The organism is Orrella marina, assembly GCF_003058465.1.
In the GTDB taxonomy this organism is placed as follows: Bacteria; Pseudomonadota; Gammaproteobacteria; order Burkholderiales; family Burkholderiaceae_B; genus Algicoccus; species Algicoccus marinus.
The window spans coordinates 332691-347746 of sequence record NZ_CP028901.1 but is presented as its reverse complement, the minus strand read 5'-3'; the positions used below and the strand labels follow the sequence as shown (position 1 = coordinate 347746).

The window sequence follows — 15056 nt, the reverse complement described above, 5'->3', positions numbered from 1 at the left end:
CTCAGACCTTGGCGTGCTCGACGATGTAGTCACGTACGCTCGCCACATCGCACGGCAACACAGTGACTTTCTGCTCACGTGACTCGAGATCCTCAAGTCCGGGCGGCAACGGTGCCGGCCGGCCGATCGATTCCTGAATCGTATCCGTGAACTTCGCTGGCAATGCGGTTTCGAGCACCAGCATGGGTGTACCTGGCTCCACAAAATCACGTGCCACCCTGACACCGTCAGCCGTGTGCGGATCAATCAGAACACCAAGCTGATCGAACACGCGCCGGATGGTGCCCAGGCGGTTGCTATGGGTGCTGTGGCCAGCGACAAACCCATACTGCTTTGACAGCACATCGAGCTTGTCCGACAGGTCAAACATCCCTTCGGTTGCCAGCTGATGCCAGAGCTTTCTGACTCGATCGGCGTCTCGACCAACCAGATCGAACACAAACCGCTCGAAGTTCGACGCCCTTGAAATGTCCATGGAAGGACTCGAGGTCACATGCGTGTGGGCAGGAGTACGAGGGCGGTAGATACCAGTCGTAAAAAACTCTTCCAGTACGTTGTTCTCGTTTGTCGCCAGGACCAGACGGCTGATCGGCAGACCCATCTGCCGGGCGTAATGACCAGACAGGATGTTGCCAAAGTTACCCGTCGGAACAGTAAACGAGACGGAACACACGTCCAGGTCGGTCGCACGCAGCCAGCCCCAGAAGTAATAAACGATCTGGGCTGCGATCCGGGCCCAGTTGATCGAGTTGACCGCGCCAAGCCGGTAGCGCTCCTTGAACGCAAGATCGCCCGATAGCGCCTTGACGATATCCTGCGCCTCGTCAAACACACCACGCACGGCGATGTTGTGAATGTTCTCATCCTTAAGCGAATACATCTGGGCACGCTGGAACGCACTCATGCGTCCATAGGGAGACAACATGAACACTGCAAGCCCAGTTTTGCTGCGCATCGCGTATTCGGCTGCAGAGCCGGTATCACCCGAGGTTGCACCCAGAATATTGAGTGTGGTGCTGCGCGCTGCAAGCACGTGAGGGAACGCTTCGCCAAGGAACTGCATGGCCATGTCTTTGAATGCCAGCGTCGGACCCTCGGACAATCCCAGCAGGCTGATGCTGTCAGCTAGTGGCCTCAAGGAAACAATGGTCTCGCTACGAAACTTCGATCCCTCATAGGCGCGGGCTGTCATGGGCTTGAGGACATCGGGTTCGATATCGGTCACAAAGTAACCCAGCACTTCAGCGGCCAGTTCAGGGTAGGACAGTGAGCGCCAGGACTCCAGCGTGGACTCGCTGATATGGGGCACCGACTCCGGCACCGCCAGTCCGCCGTCGGGGGCCAGACCCTCCAGCAGCACATCACAGAAACCTTGTGCGGCCATCTCGCCGCGTGTTGATATGTAGCGCATCAGAACTCTTCCACTCGCAGACGTGTCACCTGGGATCGCATGAACGGCATTGACTCAATCGAGGCAATCGCCCGATTCACCGCCTGCTCCTGGGCCGAATGGGTCAGGAACACCAGTCGGGCATAGCCCTGTTCGGAGGGTTGCTGGATCATCGATCCAATCGAGATGCCGGCATTGGACAACTCCCGGGCAATATCCGCCAGTACGCCGGGGACATCATCAACCATCATACGCAGGTAGTACGACGATACCACCTCATCAATCGGCAGAATCGGGATGTCGGCCATTGCATCTGGCTGGAAGGCCAGGTGCGGGACTCTCTGTCCGGGATCGGCCGTATGCAGGCGGGTGACATCGATCAGATCGGCCACAACGGCTGACGCGGTCGGCTCCTCGCCAGCACCCTTTCCGTAGTAAAGGGTCTGTCCCACTGCATCACCGTTGACCAGCACGGCGTTCATCGCATCTTCCACATTGGCCAGGATTGAGTTCGCCGGCACCAGTGTAGGATGTACACGCAATTCGATTCCCTGGGCGCGTCGCCGGGTGATCCCCAGAAGCTTGATGCGATAGCCGAGATACTGTGCTGTCTCGAGATCCTCATCGGACAACTGGGTGATGCCTTCTATATACGCTTTGGAGAACTGGACCGGAATCCCGAACGCCATTGATGCCAGCAAAGTCAGCTTTTGCGCGGCGTCGATGCCCTGGATGTCAGCGGTCGGATCAGCCTCGGCATATCCGAGTTGCTGGGCCTGCTGCAACGCCTGGGCAAACGTCAGCTTGTTGGTACGCATCTCGCTCAGGATGTAGTTGGTGGTGCCATTAATGATGCCGGCCACCCACTCGATGCGGTTAGCGGTCAGACCTTCGCGAATCGCCTTGATGATGGGAATTCCCCCAGCCACCGCCGCTTCGAACGTGATCATGACGCCTTTCCTGGAGGCCGCCTCAAAAATCTCGGTGCCGTGCATGGCCAGCAACGCCTTGTTGGCTGTCACCACGTGCTTGCCATGGGCGATTGCTTCCAGCAGCAATTCGCGAGCCAGCGTCACGCCACCAATGAGTTCGACCACAATATCGATCTGGGGGTCACGCACCACCTCGAAGGCATCATCCGTGATCTGCACGTCTGCACCAACTTTGGCACGTGCCTTGGCGACATCGCGCACCGCTACCCGTACGATCTCGATCTGGCGGCCAGCCCGCCGTCCAATTTCCTCGGCGTTACGGCGCAGCACGTTCCAGGTCCCGCCACCGACGACACCGAGCCCCAGCAGGCCTACCTTGATTGGTTCCATCAGAGCAATCCGTCCTTGCGAAACATTTCTTTGATACCCCGTACGGCCTGACGCGTGCGCTGCTCGTTCTCGATCAGTGCAAACCGGACATACTCGTCACCCTGATCGCCGAATCCGATACCTGGCGAGACAGCCACCTTGGCCATATCGAGCAGCTTTTTAGAGAACTCAAGCGATCCCATCGCACGATAAGACTCCGGGATGCGGGCCCAGATATACATGGAGGCTTTAGGAACCTCCACATCCCAGCCGGCTTCCTGCAAGCCTTTGGCCAGCACGTCACGACGACGCTGGTACTTGGCCGTGATTTCACGCACAGAGTCCTGCGGACCATCGAGCGCGGCAATCGCCGCAACCTGCAACGGAGTAAAGGTCCCGTAATCGTGATAGCTCTTGATGCGCGCCAACGCATGCACCAGCTCCTTGTTACCTACCATGAAGCCGATGCGCCATCCGGCCATGTTGTAGCTCTTGCTCATGGTGAAGAACTCGACTGCGACATCGCGAGCACCCGGCACCTGCATGATCGATGGCGCCTGGTAGCCATCAAAACAGATGTCGGCATACGCCAGGTCATGAACTACCAGAATGTCATGCGCTTTGGCGAGTTCGATCACCCGCTCAAAAAATGCCAGATCGACACACTGTGCGGTCGGGTTGCTCGGGAAACCCAGAATCATCATCTTGGGTTTGGGAATCGACTCGCTGACTGCACGCTCGATCTCGGCAAAGAAGTCCACTCCCGGCGAGATTCTCACCGACCGGATGTTGGCGCCGGCAATTACCGCACCATAAATATGGATGGGATAGCTCGGATTGGGCACCAGCACCGTGTCACCTGCATCCAGCGTTGCAAGCATCAGGTGCGCCAGACCTTCCTTGGAGCCGATCGTGACAATCGCCTCACTATCGGGATCAAACGTCACGTCATAACGGCGCTGGTACCAGTCCGTAATCGCCTTACGCAAACGAGGAATCCCTTTGGAAACTGAGTAGCCGTGGGTGGTGGGCCGACTTGCTGCCTCAACGAGCTTGTCAACGATGTGTTGTGGTGTCGGACCATCCGGGTTTCCCATCGACATATCGATAATATCTTCCCCCGACGGCGCGCCGCCATCTTGAGTTCGGCCGTGATATTAAAAACGTACGGCGGCAGCCGCTCGATTCGGGGAAACGTCTTCACTGTCTATCCTTTAGAGGCAAACCTGCTGGGAGGCAATCAAAAAAATTCAACAAAACTCAACAACATTCAACAACATTCAACAACACCAAAAAACCGCAACCTTTCACAACCCGATCCGACAAAACAAGCCGACGCTTGCACCGGTCGGCAGAACACGCCAAAGATCGCCTGCCATCGATGATCACCGCCGACTCCGCCAATCAGCGCTCCCGCGCAGAGCATCGCTTGAACAGATTAAGCAACATCCCGGGGCACATGCGACGCCCTCACGCAAGCCATGGCCAAGTTCACAGGAATCCGACTGCGCGGTGCTCAAGCGCAACTGTGCGAGCCGATCATGGTAAACCAGCAGACTCAGGCCAGATCGATCTGACCGTTGTATGGTCTGGCCATTGAGCTACCGGTCCTGGAATCAAAAATCCATCCATAACAAGACTGAATCAGATTGTAGTGCGTTTGGATAGCCCTCTAATCTATCGTATCGGACCAACTTCGGCAAATCTGGCCCGTCATTGACCCGACACGGGCTACAACCATCACGCTCGTTCGCGCCAACCCATGTTGTTGAGTCGCACGCTCGGCCACGAATACAACAGTCTGTTCCTTGGCCCAGCCTTTGACCCCGCCTTTGCCCGCCAGTTTGTCTGCCATTCGCCCCTGTCGATGGTGCGGTCAGCCTTCACTTTTTTCTTATCTGGTTTACGCTATGATCAAACTACTGTTCTGGAGGGTACTTATTTGAAGTTGCACGCCGACGTCAATCCATCACTCAACACGGTTACTGCCTACGGGCCGGGTTTTATTGAGATCAACCGCGTCCAGTTCACGAACGCAGTGGCCTTTGGACCCGAGGGCGACATCGATGACTGGCCTGCCCTCAGTGCGCAAGACATATCCACTGCATTGCTGCGCCAGGCTTGCCGTCTCGCCGAGGTACGCATCGATCCGATGGCGTTCCTGGACGCCGACGAGAGCGCGACATCACCACGCGATCCAGATCAACCGGAAGTGTTGCTAGTTGGAACCGGCGCTCGTCAGCACCTGCTGCCCATGGACATTCTGGCTCCCCTGATGCGCCAGGGAATCGGTGTCGAATGCATGACCACACCTGCTGCGGCCCGCACGTACAACGTCCTGATGGCCGAGGGCCGACGCGTGATTGCCGCGCTACTGACCGAATAGTGACAGAACAATGACAGGGCGATCGTGATACGTTGAGACGTTGGGACGTTGGGAACACAGTATCCCCCGGACTCAGTTCCCAAACCTCAGTTCACAGATGGCCAGCCAGTCCGAATCTATGCGAGGAGTTTTTACATGTCGTCCCAAACGTCTTCCCTGACCGCCGGTCAACCAGCACCGGTGTTCGAAGCCCAGAGCACGGCCGGATCCGTTCAAATGAGCGACCTGCAAGGCCAGGCGGTGGTGATTTATTTCTATCCTCGCGACAATACGCCGGGATGCACTATTGAAGCCCAAGGCTTCAAAGAGCACTGGCCGGCGTTCCAAGAGCAGAATTGCCTTATCTATGGTGTCTCGCGCGACAGCATGACAGCCCACACAAAGTTCAGCAACAAGCTGGAGCTTCCCTTTGCACTGATTTCCGATCCGGACGAAACCGTGTGCAATCTCTTTGGCGTCATGCGTGACAAGATGATGTACGGCAAGCAGGTACGTGGAATTGAACGCAGCACCTTCCTGATTGATGCACAGGGCAACGTGGCGAAAGTCTGGCGCGGGGTCAAGGTACCCGGCCATGTCGAAGAAGTGCTTCAGGCAGTCCGTGACCTGTAAGCTTCACTGTAGTCCGGACAACTTGAAGCCTGACCACCGCACTACCATTCAGACACATTGTCTGGACGCGAATCCGAGCCGAAGCGGATTCGCTCGGTATGTCAGGCTTTTCAACCGACGCCACCAGACCGAGCACACTCTGCACATTGCCCCTCATCGTTTGCCAACCGGTTTTCAGTCCCGTTTGTCATGCGACAATAGCTCAACCGATTTGCTGCAGGTCTGGCAATCCATCAGCAGCCGCTTGCAACTTGCCAGACTACGACGACCGGCACGCGCAAGTCGTGAGACAGACCATGCTTGCAGATTAAGAAACACCGTGAAGCCACGCTTTGATACAGTAAGCGGTCAATCCCGATTTCATCGTTGGGGGCGTACACGTCCCGTTGCGAGTGACCGCTTGCCAGGACACACATCGGGACGAAGGCATGTGGACCGAGCAGGTCGCGCAGCCCGCATCGAACCTGCCCATCCTGCGCTCACACAAACCATCAGAATCTGTCCTTGCACACGGACGCTCAAACGAGATACTCATCATGCCATTGCCTAAAATGCCTACCCGCCCAGCTGCACTGCTGGACATGGCTTCGGTACCCAAGCCGCGTCCCAGCCAGCAAAGCCGCAAATCAAAAAAGGCTGCCGCCGAATCTGCAGTGACGCCACTGCCGGCTGACCAGCCCGTCAATCCGTCTAGTGAGCCTATCGAGACCGCCGCACCTGCACACGCACCCAAGCCGGCTCCGCCCGCACGCGAAACAGCACGTTCTGACCGCACGGGTACTCATGCGTCGATTCAAACCGAGCTGACTGGCATCCAGGAGTCGTCCACAGAAGCGGGTACCGAGTCCAGGCCAGTACAGAGCGAACTCACAAGCAAGTTGCCAGAGAAAGCCGCTGACAAGCCGGATCAGTCGGATCAGTCAGGTGCATTGGGTAAAGCGGGTAAAGTGGGTAATGCGGGCAAAGTGGGAAATGCGAATGATCGTTCCCGGTCGTCGACGGCCAGACAGTCCGCGAGTGCTGGCAACCAGAGCGATCGAAGCACCCGCAGTGGTCGCAAACGCGCCGACAAGACAGGTGTGCGTCAGGCAACCAAGCTGTTTGTTCTCGATACCAACGTGCTCCTGCATGACCCGAGCAGCCTGTTCCGGTTTGAGGAGCATGACATCTTCCTGCCGATGATGACGCTGGAAGAGCTTGATCACCAGAAGAAAGGCATGTCGGAGGTTGCCCGCAACGCCCGTCAGGTCAGTCGCTGGCTCGACGAGCTAGTTGGTGACACCACAGATCTTGAGTCGGGTGTTGCACTCTCGGCAATGGGACACAAGAATGCCGGCGGACGCCTGTACTTTCAGACGAAAGCCATTGCAAGCGTACTGCCATCAGACATGCCGATGGCCAAGGCAGACAACCAGATTCTCGGGGTCGTGCGCGCTCTGCATCAGGAACATAGCCAGCGAGAGGTGGTCCTGGTTTCCAAGGACATCAACATGCGCCTGAAGGCGCGTGCACTGGGTCTGGCCGCTGAAGATTATTTCAATGACCAGGTACTGGAAGACACCGACCTGCTCTACTCCGGCGTGCTGACGCTGCCAGAGGACTTCTGGAACAAGCACGGTAAAGGCATTGAGTCCTGGCAACAGGGGGCATGACGTTTTACCGGATCCAGGGGCCGATGTGCAGCCAGTTCCTGATCAATCAGTTTGTCCACGTCGACGGGGCCATGCCGCTGTTTGCCCAGGTGCGCGAGGTCAGTGGTCAGACGGCTGTACTTGCCACCTTGCGTGACTACAGTCACGCCAAGAACAATGTGTGGGGCATCACCGCGCGCAATCCCGAGCAGAACTTTGCGATGAATCTGCTCATGGACCCGGACTGCGATTTTGTGTCGCTACTCGGGCAAGCGGGGACCGGCAAGACTTTGCTTGCGCTGGCGGCCGGCCTGACACAGGTGCTCGAGACCAAACGCTATACCGAGATCATCATGACCCGGGTCACCGTGCCGGTTGGAGAGGACATCGGTTTTCTGCCGGGCACGGAAGAAGAGAAGATGCTGCCCTGGATGGGCGCGCTCGAAGACAATCTCGACGTACTCAACATGAATGAAGACGGTGGCAATGAATGGGGCCGTGCGGCCACCATGGATCTGATCCGCTCGCGTATCAAGGTCAAGTCACTGAACTTCATGCGCGGCCGAACGTTTCTGAACAAGTATCTGATCATCGATGAAGCACAGAACCTGACCCCCAAGCAGATGAAAACCTTGATCACGCGCGCCGGTCCTGGCACCAAGGTCATTTGTCTAGGCAATATCTCGCAGATCGACACACCCTACCTGACCGAAGGCAGTTCTGGCCTGACCTACGTCGTTGACCGATTCAAAGGCTGGCCGCACGCCGGTCATGTCACGTTGCAACGCGGCGAACGCTCACGCCTGGCTGACTACGCGGCAGATGTCCTTTGAAACACGACGCACCTTTTGAACTGACCGGGCTCGCCATTGTTGATGGCCTGACAGGATCTGACCGGAGACCGGGTTGAACGATTCCATGACATCGCCAGTGCACAGCCTAAACGCTCCCATCGGCATTACCATGGGTGACCCGGCCGGTATTGGTCCGGAGATCGTACTGAAACTGCTGACGGGCCATGGGGAATCCTCAAGGGGCAAAGAGGACACGTACTCAGAAAGCACGGGATCAGGTGACGCAAAGCGTCTGGCGCAATGCGTGGTCTATGGCGATGCAGGCGCACTTCGCCGCACGGCTGCCCGGCTTGGAATCGATTGCCACATTGAAACCATCGATCATGCACAGGTCGCCGGGCGCATTACCTCACCGTCGCCATCGGCAGAATCTGTGCCTGAGGTGCCAGTCATTCGTGTCATCCAGACTTACCAGGTTCCAGAAACGCTGGTAATTGGCAAAGTAAGCAAGCAAGCAGGACGCAGTGCCTATGAGTCAGTGAGCCGGGCGATTGACGACGCCCTCGCGGGCCATATCCGCGCAATGGTCACTGCGCCGCTTAACAAGGTCTCGATTGGTCTGGCTGGAATCGAGTTCCCCGGTCACACGGAAATTCTGGCTGCACGCAGTGGAGACGTTCCTGTTGCGATGATGCTGGCCAATCCGGTTTTGCGCGTCATCCTGGTGACGATCCATGTGCCCTTGCGAGATGTCCCTGATCTGATCAGTGTCCAAGCCGAACTGCAGACGATAGAGATGGCCGCGCTCGCCTGTCGCCAGCTTGGCATTGCACGGCCCAGAATTGCTGTGGCCGGTCTGAATCCACATGCAGGTGAGAATGGCAAGTTTGGCGACGAGGAGCAGCAGGTCATCGAACCTGCCATCCAGGCTGCGCGAGAGCGTGGCTGGGATGTCAGCGGACCCTGGCCAGGCGACACCATCTTTGCCCGAGCCCGTCAGGGAGAGTTCGACATCGTGGTGGCTCAGTACCACGACCAGGGGCTGATACCCGTCAAGTATCTGGGTCTGGATGAAGGTGTCAACGTGACCGTTGGACTACCGTTTGTCCGGACCAGTGTCGATCATGGTACGGCGTTCGATATCGCTGGAAAAGGAATTGCCAGCCCGGAATCATTGCGTAGTGCCCTGAACATGGCGGATCAGCTCTCTCGAAACGCCATGATCTGAAGTTTGCTGTTACCAGTCACGACCGCTGGCTTCGGCTGACTTCGGTTGACAACTGCTGGCGTCGAACGACTTTTCGGTAAAGTTCAGATATTGATCGGCGCACGACCGCTGCGCGGATCAATATCTGAACACCATAGATCCAAACCAGACCTCTGCACCACACCCGCCAAAACCTAATACGTCATTCCAGGCGTGAAGTTCAGGAAGCGCGTGCTCTCTCCCTGGAAGGTCAGACGCACGGTACCAATCGGCCCGTTACGCTGCTTACCAATGATGATTTCCGCCGTTCCCTTGTCGGGCGAATCAGGGTTATAGACCTGATCACGATAAATAAACAGGATCACGTCAGCATCCTGCTCTATGGCGCCCGATTCTCGCAAGTCGCTCATGATCGGACGTTTGTTGGGTCGCTGTTCAAGACTGCGGTTGAGCTGCGAGAGGGCAATCAGCGGGCAATTGAGCTCCTTGGCCAGCCCTTTGAGCGAGCGGCTGATTTCAGAGATCTCGGTAGCACGGTTCTCGCCTGAACCATTCGCAGACATCAGCTGAATATAGTCGATGATGATTAGCCCGAGCTGACCACACTGGCGCGCCAGACGCCTGGCTCTCGCACGCAGTTCAACAGCAGTCAGACCAGGGGTCTCGTCGATGTAGAGCTGCGCATCCTGCATACGCTGCACTGCATGGGTCAGTTTGGGCCAGTCATCCGCGACCAGTTTGCCTGTCCGCATGCGGTGCTGATCGAGCATGCCAACCGAACCGATCATCCGCATGGCAAGCTGCACCGCACCCATCTCCATCGAAAAAACAGCCACTGGCAGACCCTGCTCGATCGCAACGTGCTCGCCGATGTTCATCGAGAACGAGGTTTTACCCATGGATGGACGTCCGGCAACAATGATCAGATCGCCAGGCTGCAATCCCGATGTCATGCGGTCAAGATCCGCAAAACCCGTAGGTATCCCCGTGACTTCGGAATCCCCTTCCCTGTGATACAGCTCGTCGATACGTTCGACAACCTGCGACAGCAGTGGCTGGATCTCCTGAAAACCCTGGGTTCCACGAGCACCCTCCTGAGCGATCTTGAACACGCGGGACTCGGCCTCGTCAAGCAACTGCCGAGCTTCCTTACCCTTCGGATTAAACGCGGTGGACGCGATCTCGTCAGCCACTGCGACCAGCTTGCGCAACATGGAGCGCTCGCGAACAATCTCCGCATACCGACGGATATTGGCGGCAGAGGGCGTGTTGTGCGCCAGAGAGTTCAGGTAAGGTAACCCGCCAGCGGCGTCGCCCTTGCCTGCGCTAAGCAATGACTCGTTGACCGTAATGACATCTGCCGGTCTGGACAAGTTGATGAGCCGCGATACGTGATGCCAGATCAACCGGTGCTCATGCCGGTAAAAGTCGTCCTCGGAGATCACATCGGAAATGCGCTCAAAAGCGGCGTTATCAAGTAGTAGTCCACCCAGAACCGACTGCTCGGCTTCGATCGAATGCGGCGGTACTCGTAGATATTCTAATTCGGTGTCTGGCGGAGGCTGATTCATGACAGAGAGTAGAAAGACGGAATGAACAGGTCACGACGGGCGTAGACCACTGAACGATGAACAGGGAACGACGAACGATGACGGCGAACCCACGATCTGTGGCGATCGAGCAAGTGAATCCGGGCGTGTGAGTAAGCCTGGAGGAGTGCTGGACATTAGAACACTCAAGCCATGAGGTCAGTCGATCGACCCGAAAGAAAATAGCACGGTATCACCTTGGAGGTTAACCGTGCTATCGAGTACTGCGGATGCTGCAGGTCACTGCAGAACTGCCAGTCAAGGCAGTTCTGGCATGAGATGTTCCCGCTATCAGACGAGATCGCCCTCGACCTTGAGTGTGATCTCTGCTGTGACGTCCGGGTGCAACAGCAACTGGGCTGTGTACTCACCAATTGACTTGACAGCACCTTCAACCACACGGACCTGCGTCTTGGCGATCCCTTCAAAACCTTTGCTACCGAGTGCGGTGGCAATGTCCATGTGCGTAACCGAACCAAACAGACGTCCGTCAACACCGGCCTTCTCGGTCAGGGTCAGCACCACGCCTTCGAGGCGGGTTGCCAGGGACTGGGCTTGCGCCAGACGTTCAGCCTGAAGACGCTCGTGCTCGGCACGACGCTCTTCAAACTCTTTGAGCGCCGCCTCGGTTGCACGACGGGCTTTTTTCTGGGGGATCAGATAGTTACGAGCGTAACCATCACGAACACGAACCACATCACCCAGGTTGCCGAGATTGACGATTTTTTCCAGAAGAATAATTTGCATGTCTAGGCCCCTGATTACTTATGGTTGTCGGTAAAGGGCAACAGGGCCAGGAAGCGGGCACGCTTGATGGCCGTGTCGAGCTGGCGCTGGTAATGCGCTTTAGTACCGGTGAGGCGAGCAGGAATGATCTTGCCGTTCTCTTGAATGAAGTCACGCAGCGTGTCGAGGTCTTTGTAGTCAATTTCCTGGACGCCAGCGGCGCTGAAGCGGCAGAACTTGCGACGCTTGAAAAGCGGGTTCTGCTGGGTGAATTTCTTCTTGTCCTTGCGTTTTGCGAATGCCATGTTGGACACCTTTTAACTGTTCAATGTTTGGTCTGTGTCGACAAGCCGGATATGAGTTGCGTGAAGCCGTAGCCGGGGGGAGCCTTTTCTTGCCGGGGCAATAAATCCTTCCACTTCCAGCATGCTGCCCAGTTTCAGGGACTTGTACATACCGGCCAGTTCAGCCATCGCGACCACCGAAATGTCGCACTGGATTCGTCTGGGAGTACCTGCTTCCACAGTCTCGCCATCATGAAACAGCCTGAACTCCAGCACCGGGATACCTGCAGGTGTCGTCCGGATGGGTGAAAGTTCGAGCAGCTCTCCCGTGATAACCAGTCTGTTCAAGGCTGGATGACCCGAATCCTGTTCACTTACTGTTGTGCGGCAGGAGCGTCGGTGGTGACCTTGCGGGCCTCTTCACGCTCGACAGACTTCATCATCACGGATGGACCGGCAGGCGCAGCGGTGGTCTTGATGACCAGGTGACGCAGCACGGCATCGTTGTAACGGAAGGAATGTTCAAGCTCGTCGAGCGTTGCCTGATCGCACTCAACGTTCACGCAAACGTAGTGAGCCTTGACCAGCTTCTGGATCGGATAGGCCAACTGGCGACGACCCCAGTCTTCGAGACGGTGGATCTGGCCATTCTGACCGGTGATGAGCGCCTGGTAGCGCTCGATCATCGCGGGCACCTGTTCGCTCTGGTCAGGGTGCACGATGAAAACAATTTCGTAGTGACGCATGTCGTAGAAACTCCTGTGGTTACCTGTCAACGTGACAGCGGTAGCCCGCCTCTTGACCCTTTGTTCGCCTGTCTCATCTGCAAGCAGATAGCCACACGGCAGGTCGGGAGGTCGAGCAAGACTCATGAGCAAAAGATGGGTCAGACTTGGTACCGGGACCCCCACTGGAATCCCGCACCGGAACCCATCCATCACCCAAACTCCCGGTACTCTTTCGCTTTGTATGTCACTGCCCCTGATGATCGCGGGAATGCAGGGTGGAGAACCTCACACGACATGCCTCATACGAAACGGAAACAACGACAGCCGGAATACGGGAAGCCTTCGATTATCCCACGCATTTTAATGAGGCGCAAGTCAAGGAGCACACACGGCCAGTACAAACAGCGCCTAATCGCCAGAAACTACCGGGCATGTTCGACTCAAAGGGAATACCGGGCCAACAAAAGCCGGACCGTAGGGCATTACCCTGCGCCTCTACACCAGACTCGGACTTGAACTCAGGCTGCCGACCTTTCGTGCAGCAGCCCGCCAAAGCGGTTCCGAACGGACGACTCGATACCCGCCGCATCGAGCCCGAGGCCGGCCAGCAACCTGGCCTGATCGCCATGATCAATGAACTGGTCAGGCAAGCCGAGCTGGAGCACTGGGCAGACGAGGGCCGCGGCATTGATCGCCTCGGTCACTGCGCTGCCCGCCCCACCCATCACGCTACCTTCCTCAATGGTGACCAGCGCACGGTGAGTTCTCGCAAGCGACAACACCTGTTCGGTATCGAGCGGTTTGACAAACCGCATGTCAACCAGTGTGAGGTTGAGCGTGTCGGCGACCTTTGCCGCCTCTGGAAGCCGGGTTCCAAAGACCAGCAGGGCGATATCCCTGCCTTCGCGCCGCACAACAGACTTGCCTAGTGGCACTGTTTCCAGGTCAGCTGTCACCGCGGTACCCGCTCCCGCTCCTCGCGGGTACCGAACCGATGCAGGTCCGGGATACTCATAGCAGGTATTCAAAAGCAACCTTGCCTCGTTCTCGTCCGAGGGCGTTGCAACCACCATATTCGGCACACAACGCAAGAACGCAATGTCGTAGTTGCCCGCATGGGTTGCTCCGTCAGCCCCCACAATGCCTGCTCTGTCCAGCGCAAAGGTGACATCCAGGTTCTGAAGTGCCACATCGTGGATCAACTGATCGTAGGCGCGCTGCAAGAAAGTGGAGTAGATCGCCACAACAGGCTTTTGTCCTTCGCAGGCGATGCCGCCCGCGAAAGTGACAGCATGCTGCTCGGCGATCCCGACATCAAAGTAGCGGGTCGGAAACTTCCGCTCGAACTCGACCATACCACTGCCCTCGCGCATCGCTGGCGTGATCCCGGTCAGACGCGAGTCATGCTCGCCCATGTCGCAGAGCCATTGGCCAAACACCTGCGTGAAGGTCGGCCTGGATGGCTGGGCAGACTTCTGGATGCCAACGCTCGGATCAAACTTGCCAGGCCCGTGATACAGAACCGGGTCAGCTTCAGCCAGCTTGTATCCCTGCCCCTTGCGGGTCACCACATGCAGAAACTGCGGCCCTTTGAGTGCGCCAAGATTTTGCAGCGTCGGAATGAGGGACTCAAGATCGTGACCGTCAATCGGCCCGACATAGTTAAAGCCAAGCTCCTCAAACAGCGTGGCCGGGGTGACCATCCCTTTGGCATGCTCCTCAAACCGGCGAGCAAGCTCAAGCACAGGTGGCAGATGCTGCAAGACCGCTCTGCCCACATTCTTGGCAGCGGCGTAGAACTGCCCGGACAACAGACGGGCCAGATAGCGATTCATGGCACCGACTGGTGGACTGATGGACATATCGTTGTCGTTCAGTATGACCAGCAGATTGACATCAGGGATGACCCCTGCATTGTTCATCGCCTCAAAAGCCATACCAGCCGTCATCGCACCATCTCCGATCACGGCGATATGCTGCCGGTCCACTCCCGCATTGCGAGACGCAACCGCCATTCCGAGCGCAGCCGAGATCGAGGTCGATGAATGGGCCGTCCCAAACGCGTCGTACTCGGACTCACTGCGCCTGGGAAAGCCTGAGATTCCGCCGGCCTGACGCAGCCCGCTCATCTGTTCCCGCCGGCCCGTCAGAATCTTGTGAGGATACGACTGGTGCCCGACATCCCAGATGATGCGATCGTGCGGGGTATTGAAAACATAGTGCAACGCAATCGTAAGCTCGACCGTGCCCAGGTTAGAAGACAGATGACCGCCAGTGCGCGAGACCGAGTCAAGCACAAACTGGCGCAACTCGTCGGCCAGGCCTGCCAGGTCCTCGCGATCGAGATCACGCAAGTCCTCAGGCGAATTGATCTGCTCAAGCAAACCGTGTTTCATAAATCAAAAATC

At 57.2% G+C, this 15056-nt stretch carries 13 protein-coding genes and 2 pseudogenes; 5 read left to right on the top strand and 10 right to left on the bottom strand.

Going from position 1 to position 15056, the window contains the following annotated elements:
• Position 1: 1 nt before the first annotated feature.
• From thrC to alaC, 3 genes and pseudogenes are all read right to left on the bottom strand, one after another.
• On the bottom strand, positions 2-1411 hold the full coding sequence (gene thrC / locus DBV39_RS01525) for a threonine synthase (RefSeq protein WP_108620051.1): 1410 nt from the start codon (positions 1409-1411) through the stop codon (positions 2-4).
• Complete coding sequence (locus DBV39_RS01520; protein ID WP_108620050.1) at positions 1411-2712, bottom strand: homoserine dehydrogenase; 1302 nt, start codon at positions 2710-2712, stop codon at positions 1411-1413. Before DBV39_RS01520 ends, thrC begins: the two co-directional genes overlap by 1 nt.
• Positions 2712-3895, bottom strand: a pseudogene (alaC, locus tag DBV39_RS01515) (alanine transaminase). Before alaC ends, DBV39_RS01520 begins: the two are co-directional and overlap by 1 nt.
• On the opposite strand from alaC, the gene DBV39_RS19660 reads away from it, so the two are divergent.
• Complete coding sequence (locus DBV39_RS19660) at positions 3843-4076, top strand: hypothetical protein (RefSeq protein WP_193853092.1); 234 nt, start codon at positions 3843-3845, stop codon at positions 4074-4076. The pseudogene alaC and the gene DBV39_RS19660 overlap by 53 nt on opposite strands.
• A 287-nt stretch (positions 4077-4363) precedes the next feature.
• On the opposite strand, the gene DBV39_RS19350 is transcribed toward DBV39_RS19660, so the two are convergent.
• Entirely contained in the window at positions 4364-4546 is a 183-nt protein-coding gene (locus tag DBV39_RS19350) for a hypothetical protein (protein ID WP_159078725.1), read from the bottom strand.
• 87 nt (positions 4547-4633) lie between these two features.
• Between DBV39_RS19350 and DBV39_RS01510 the strand changes: the two genes are divergently transcribed.
• From DBV39_RS01510 to pdxA, 4 genes and pseudogenes are all read left to right on the top strand, one after another.
• Positions 4634-5077, top strand: coding sequence for an Mth938-like domain-containing protein (locus DBV39_RS01510; protein WP_108623021.1), 444 nt, complete (start codon positions 4634-4636; stop codon positions 5075-5077).
• 135 nt (positions 5078-5212) lie between these two features.
• Positions 5213-5689 (top strand): peroxiredoxin, encoded by a 477-nt coding sequence (locus DBV39_RS01505; RefSeq protein ID WP_108620049.1) that lies wholly within the window; start codon positions 5213-5215, stop codon positions 5687-5689.
• A gap of 536 nt (positions 5690-6225) precedes the next feature.
• Positions 6226-8153 (top strand): annotated as a pseudogene (locus DBV39_RS01500) (PhoH family protein).
• Between the two features lie 85 nt (positions 8154-8238).
• Complete coding sequence (gene pdxA / locus DBV39_RS01495; protein ID WP_108620048.1) at positions 8239-9342, top strand: 4-hydroxythreonine-4-phosphate dehydrogenase PdxA; 1104 nt, start codon at positions 8239-8241, stop codon at positions 9340-9342.
• A 173-nt stretch (positions 9343-9515) separates the two neighbouring features.
• Here the strand turns inward: pdxA and DBV39_RS01490 are convergent, their stop codons facing one another.
• The 6 genes from DBV39_RS01490 to dxs form a co-directional block, all read right to left on the bottom strand.
• Positions 9516-10892 carry a replicative DNA helicase gene (locus DBV39_RS01490; protein ID WP_108620047.1) on the bottom strand — a complete coding sequence of 459 codons (1377 nt, stop codon included), beginning with the start codon at positions 10890-10892 and terminating at the stop codon, positions 9516-9518.
• Between the two features lie 309 nt (positions 10893-11201).
• The gene (gene rplI, locus DBV39_RS01485; protein ID WP_108620046.1) at positions 11202-11657 is read right to left on the bottom strand and encodes a 50S ribosomal protein L9; all 456 of its coding nucleotides are present in this window, start codon (positions 11655-11657) and stop codon (positions 11202-11204) included.
• 14 nt (positions 11658-11671) lie between these two features.
• A complete protein-coding gene (rpsR, locus tag DBV39_RS01480; protein ID WP_108620045.1) occupies positions 11672-11941 on the bottom strand; it encodes a 30S ribosomal protein S18 in 270 nt (89 codons plus the stop codon).
• Between the two features lie 12 nt (positions 11942-11953).
• Complete coding sequence (gene priB, locus DBV39_RS01475) at positions 11954-12268, bottom strand: primosomal replication protein N (protein ID WP_108620044.1); 315 nt, start codon at positions 12266-12268, stop codon at positions 11954-11956.
• Positions 12269-12294: 26 nt separating this feature from the next.
• Complete coding sequence (gene rpsF, locus DBV39_RS01470) at positions 12295-12666, bottom strand: 30S ribosomal protein S6 (protein ID WP_108620043.1); 372 nt, start codon at positions 12664-12666, stop codon at positions 12295-12297.
• A gap of 500 nt (positions 12667-13166) precedes the next feature.
• A complete protein-coding gene (dxs, locus tag DBV39_RS01465; RefSeq protein ID WP_108620042.1) occupies positions 13167-15044 on the bottom strand; it encodes a 1-deoxy-D-xylulose-5-phosphate synthase in 1878 nt (625 codons plus the stop codon).
• Positions 15045-15056 lie beyond the last annotated feature (12 nt).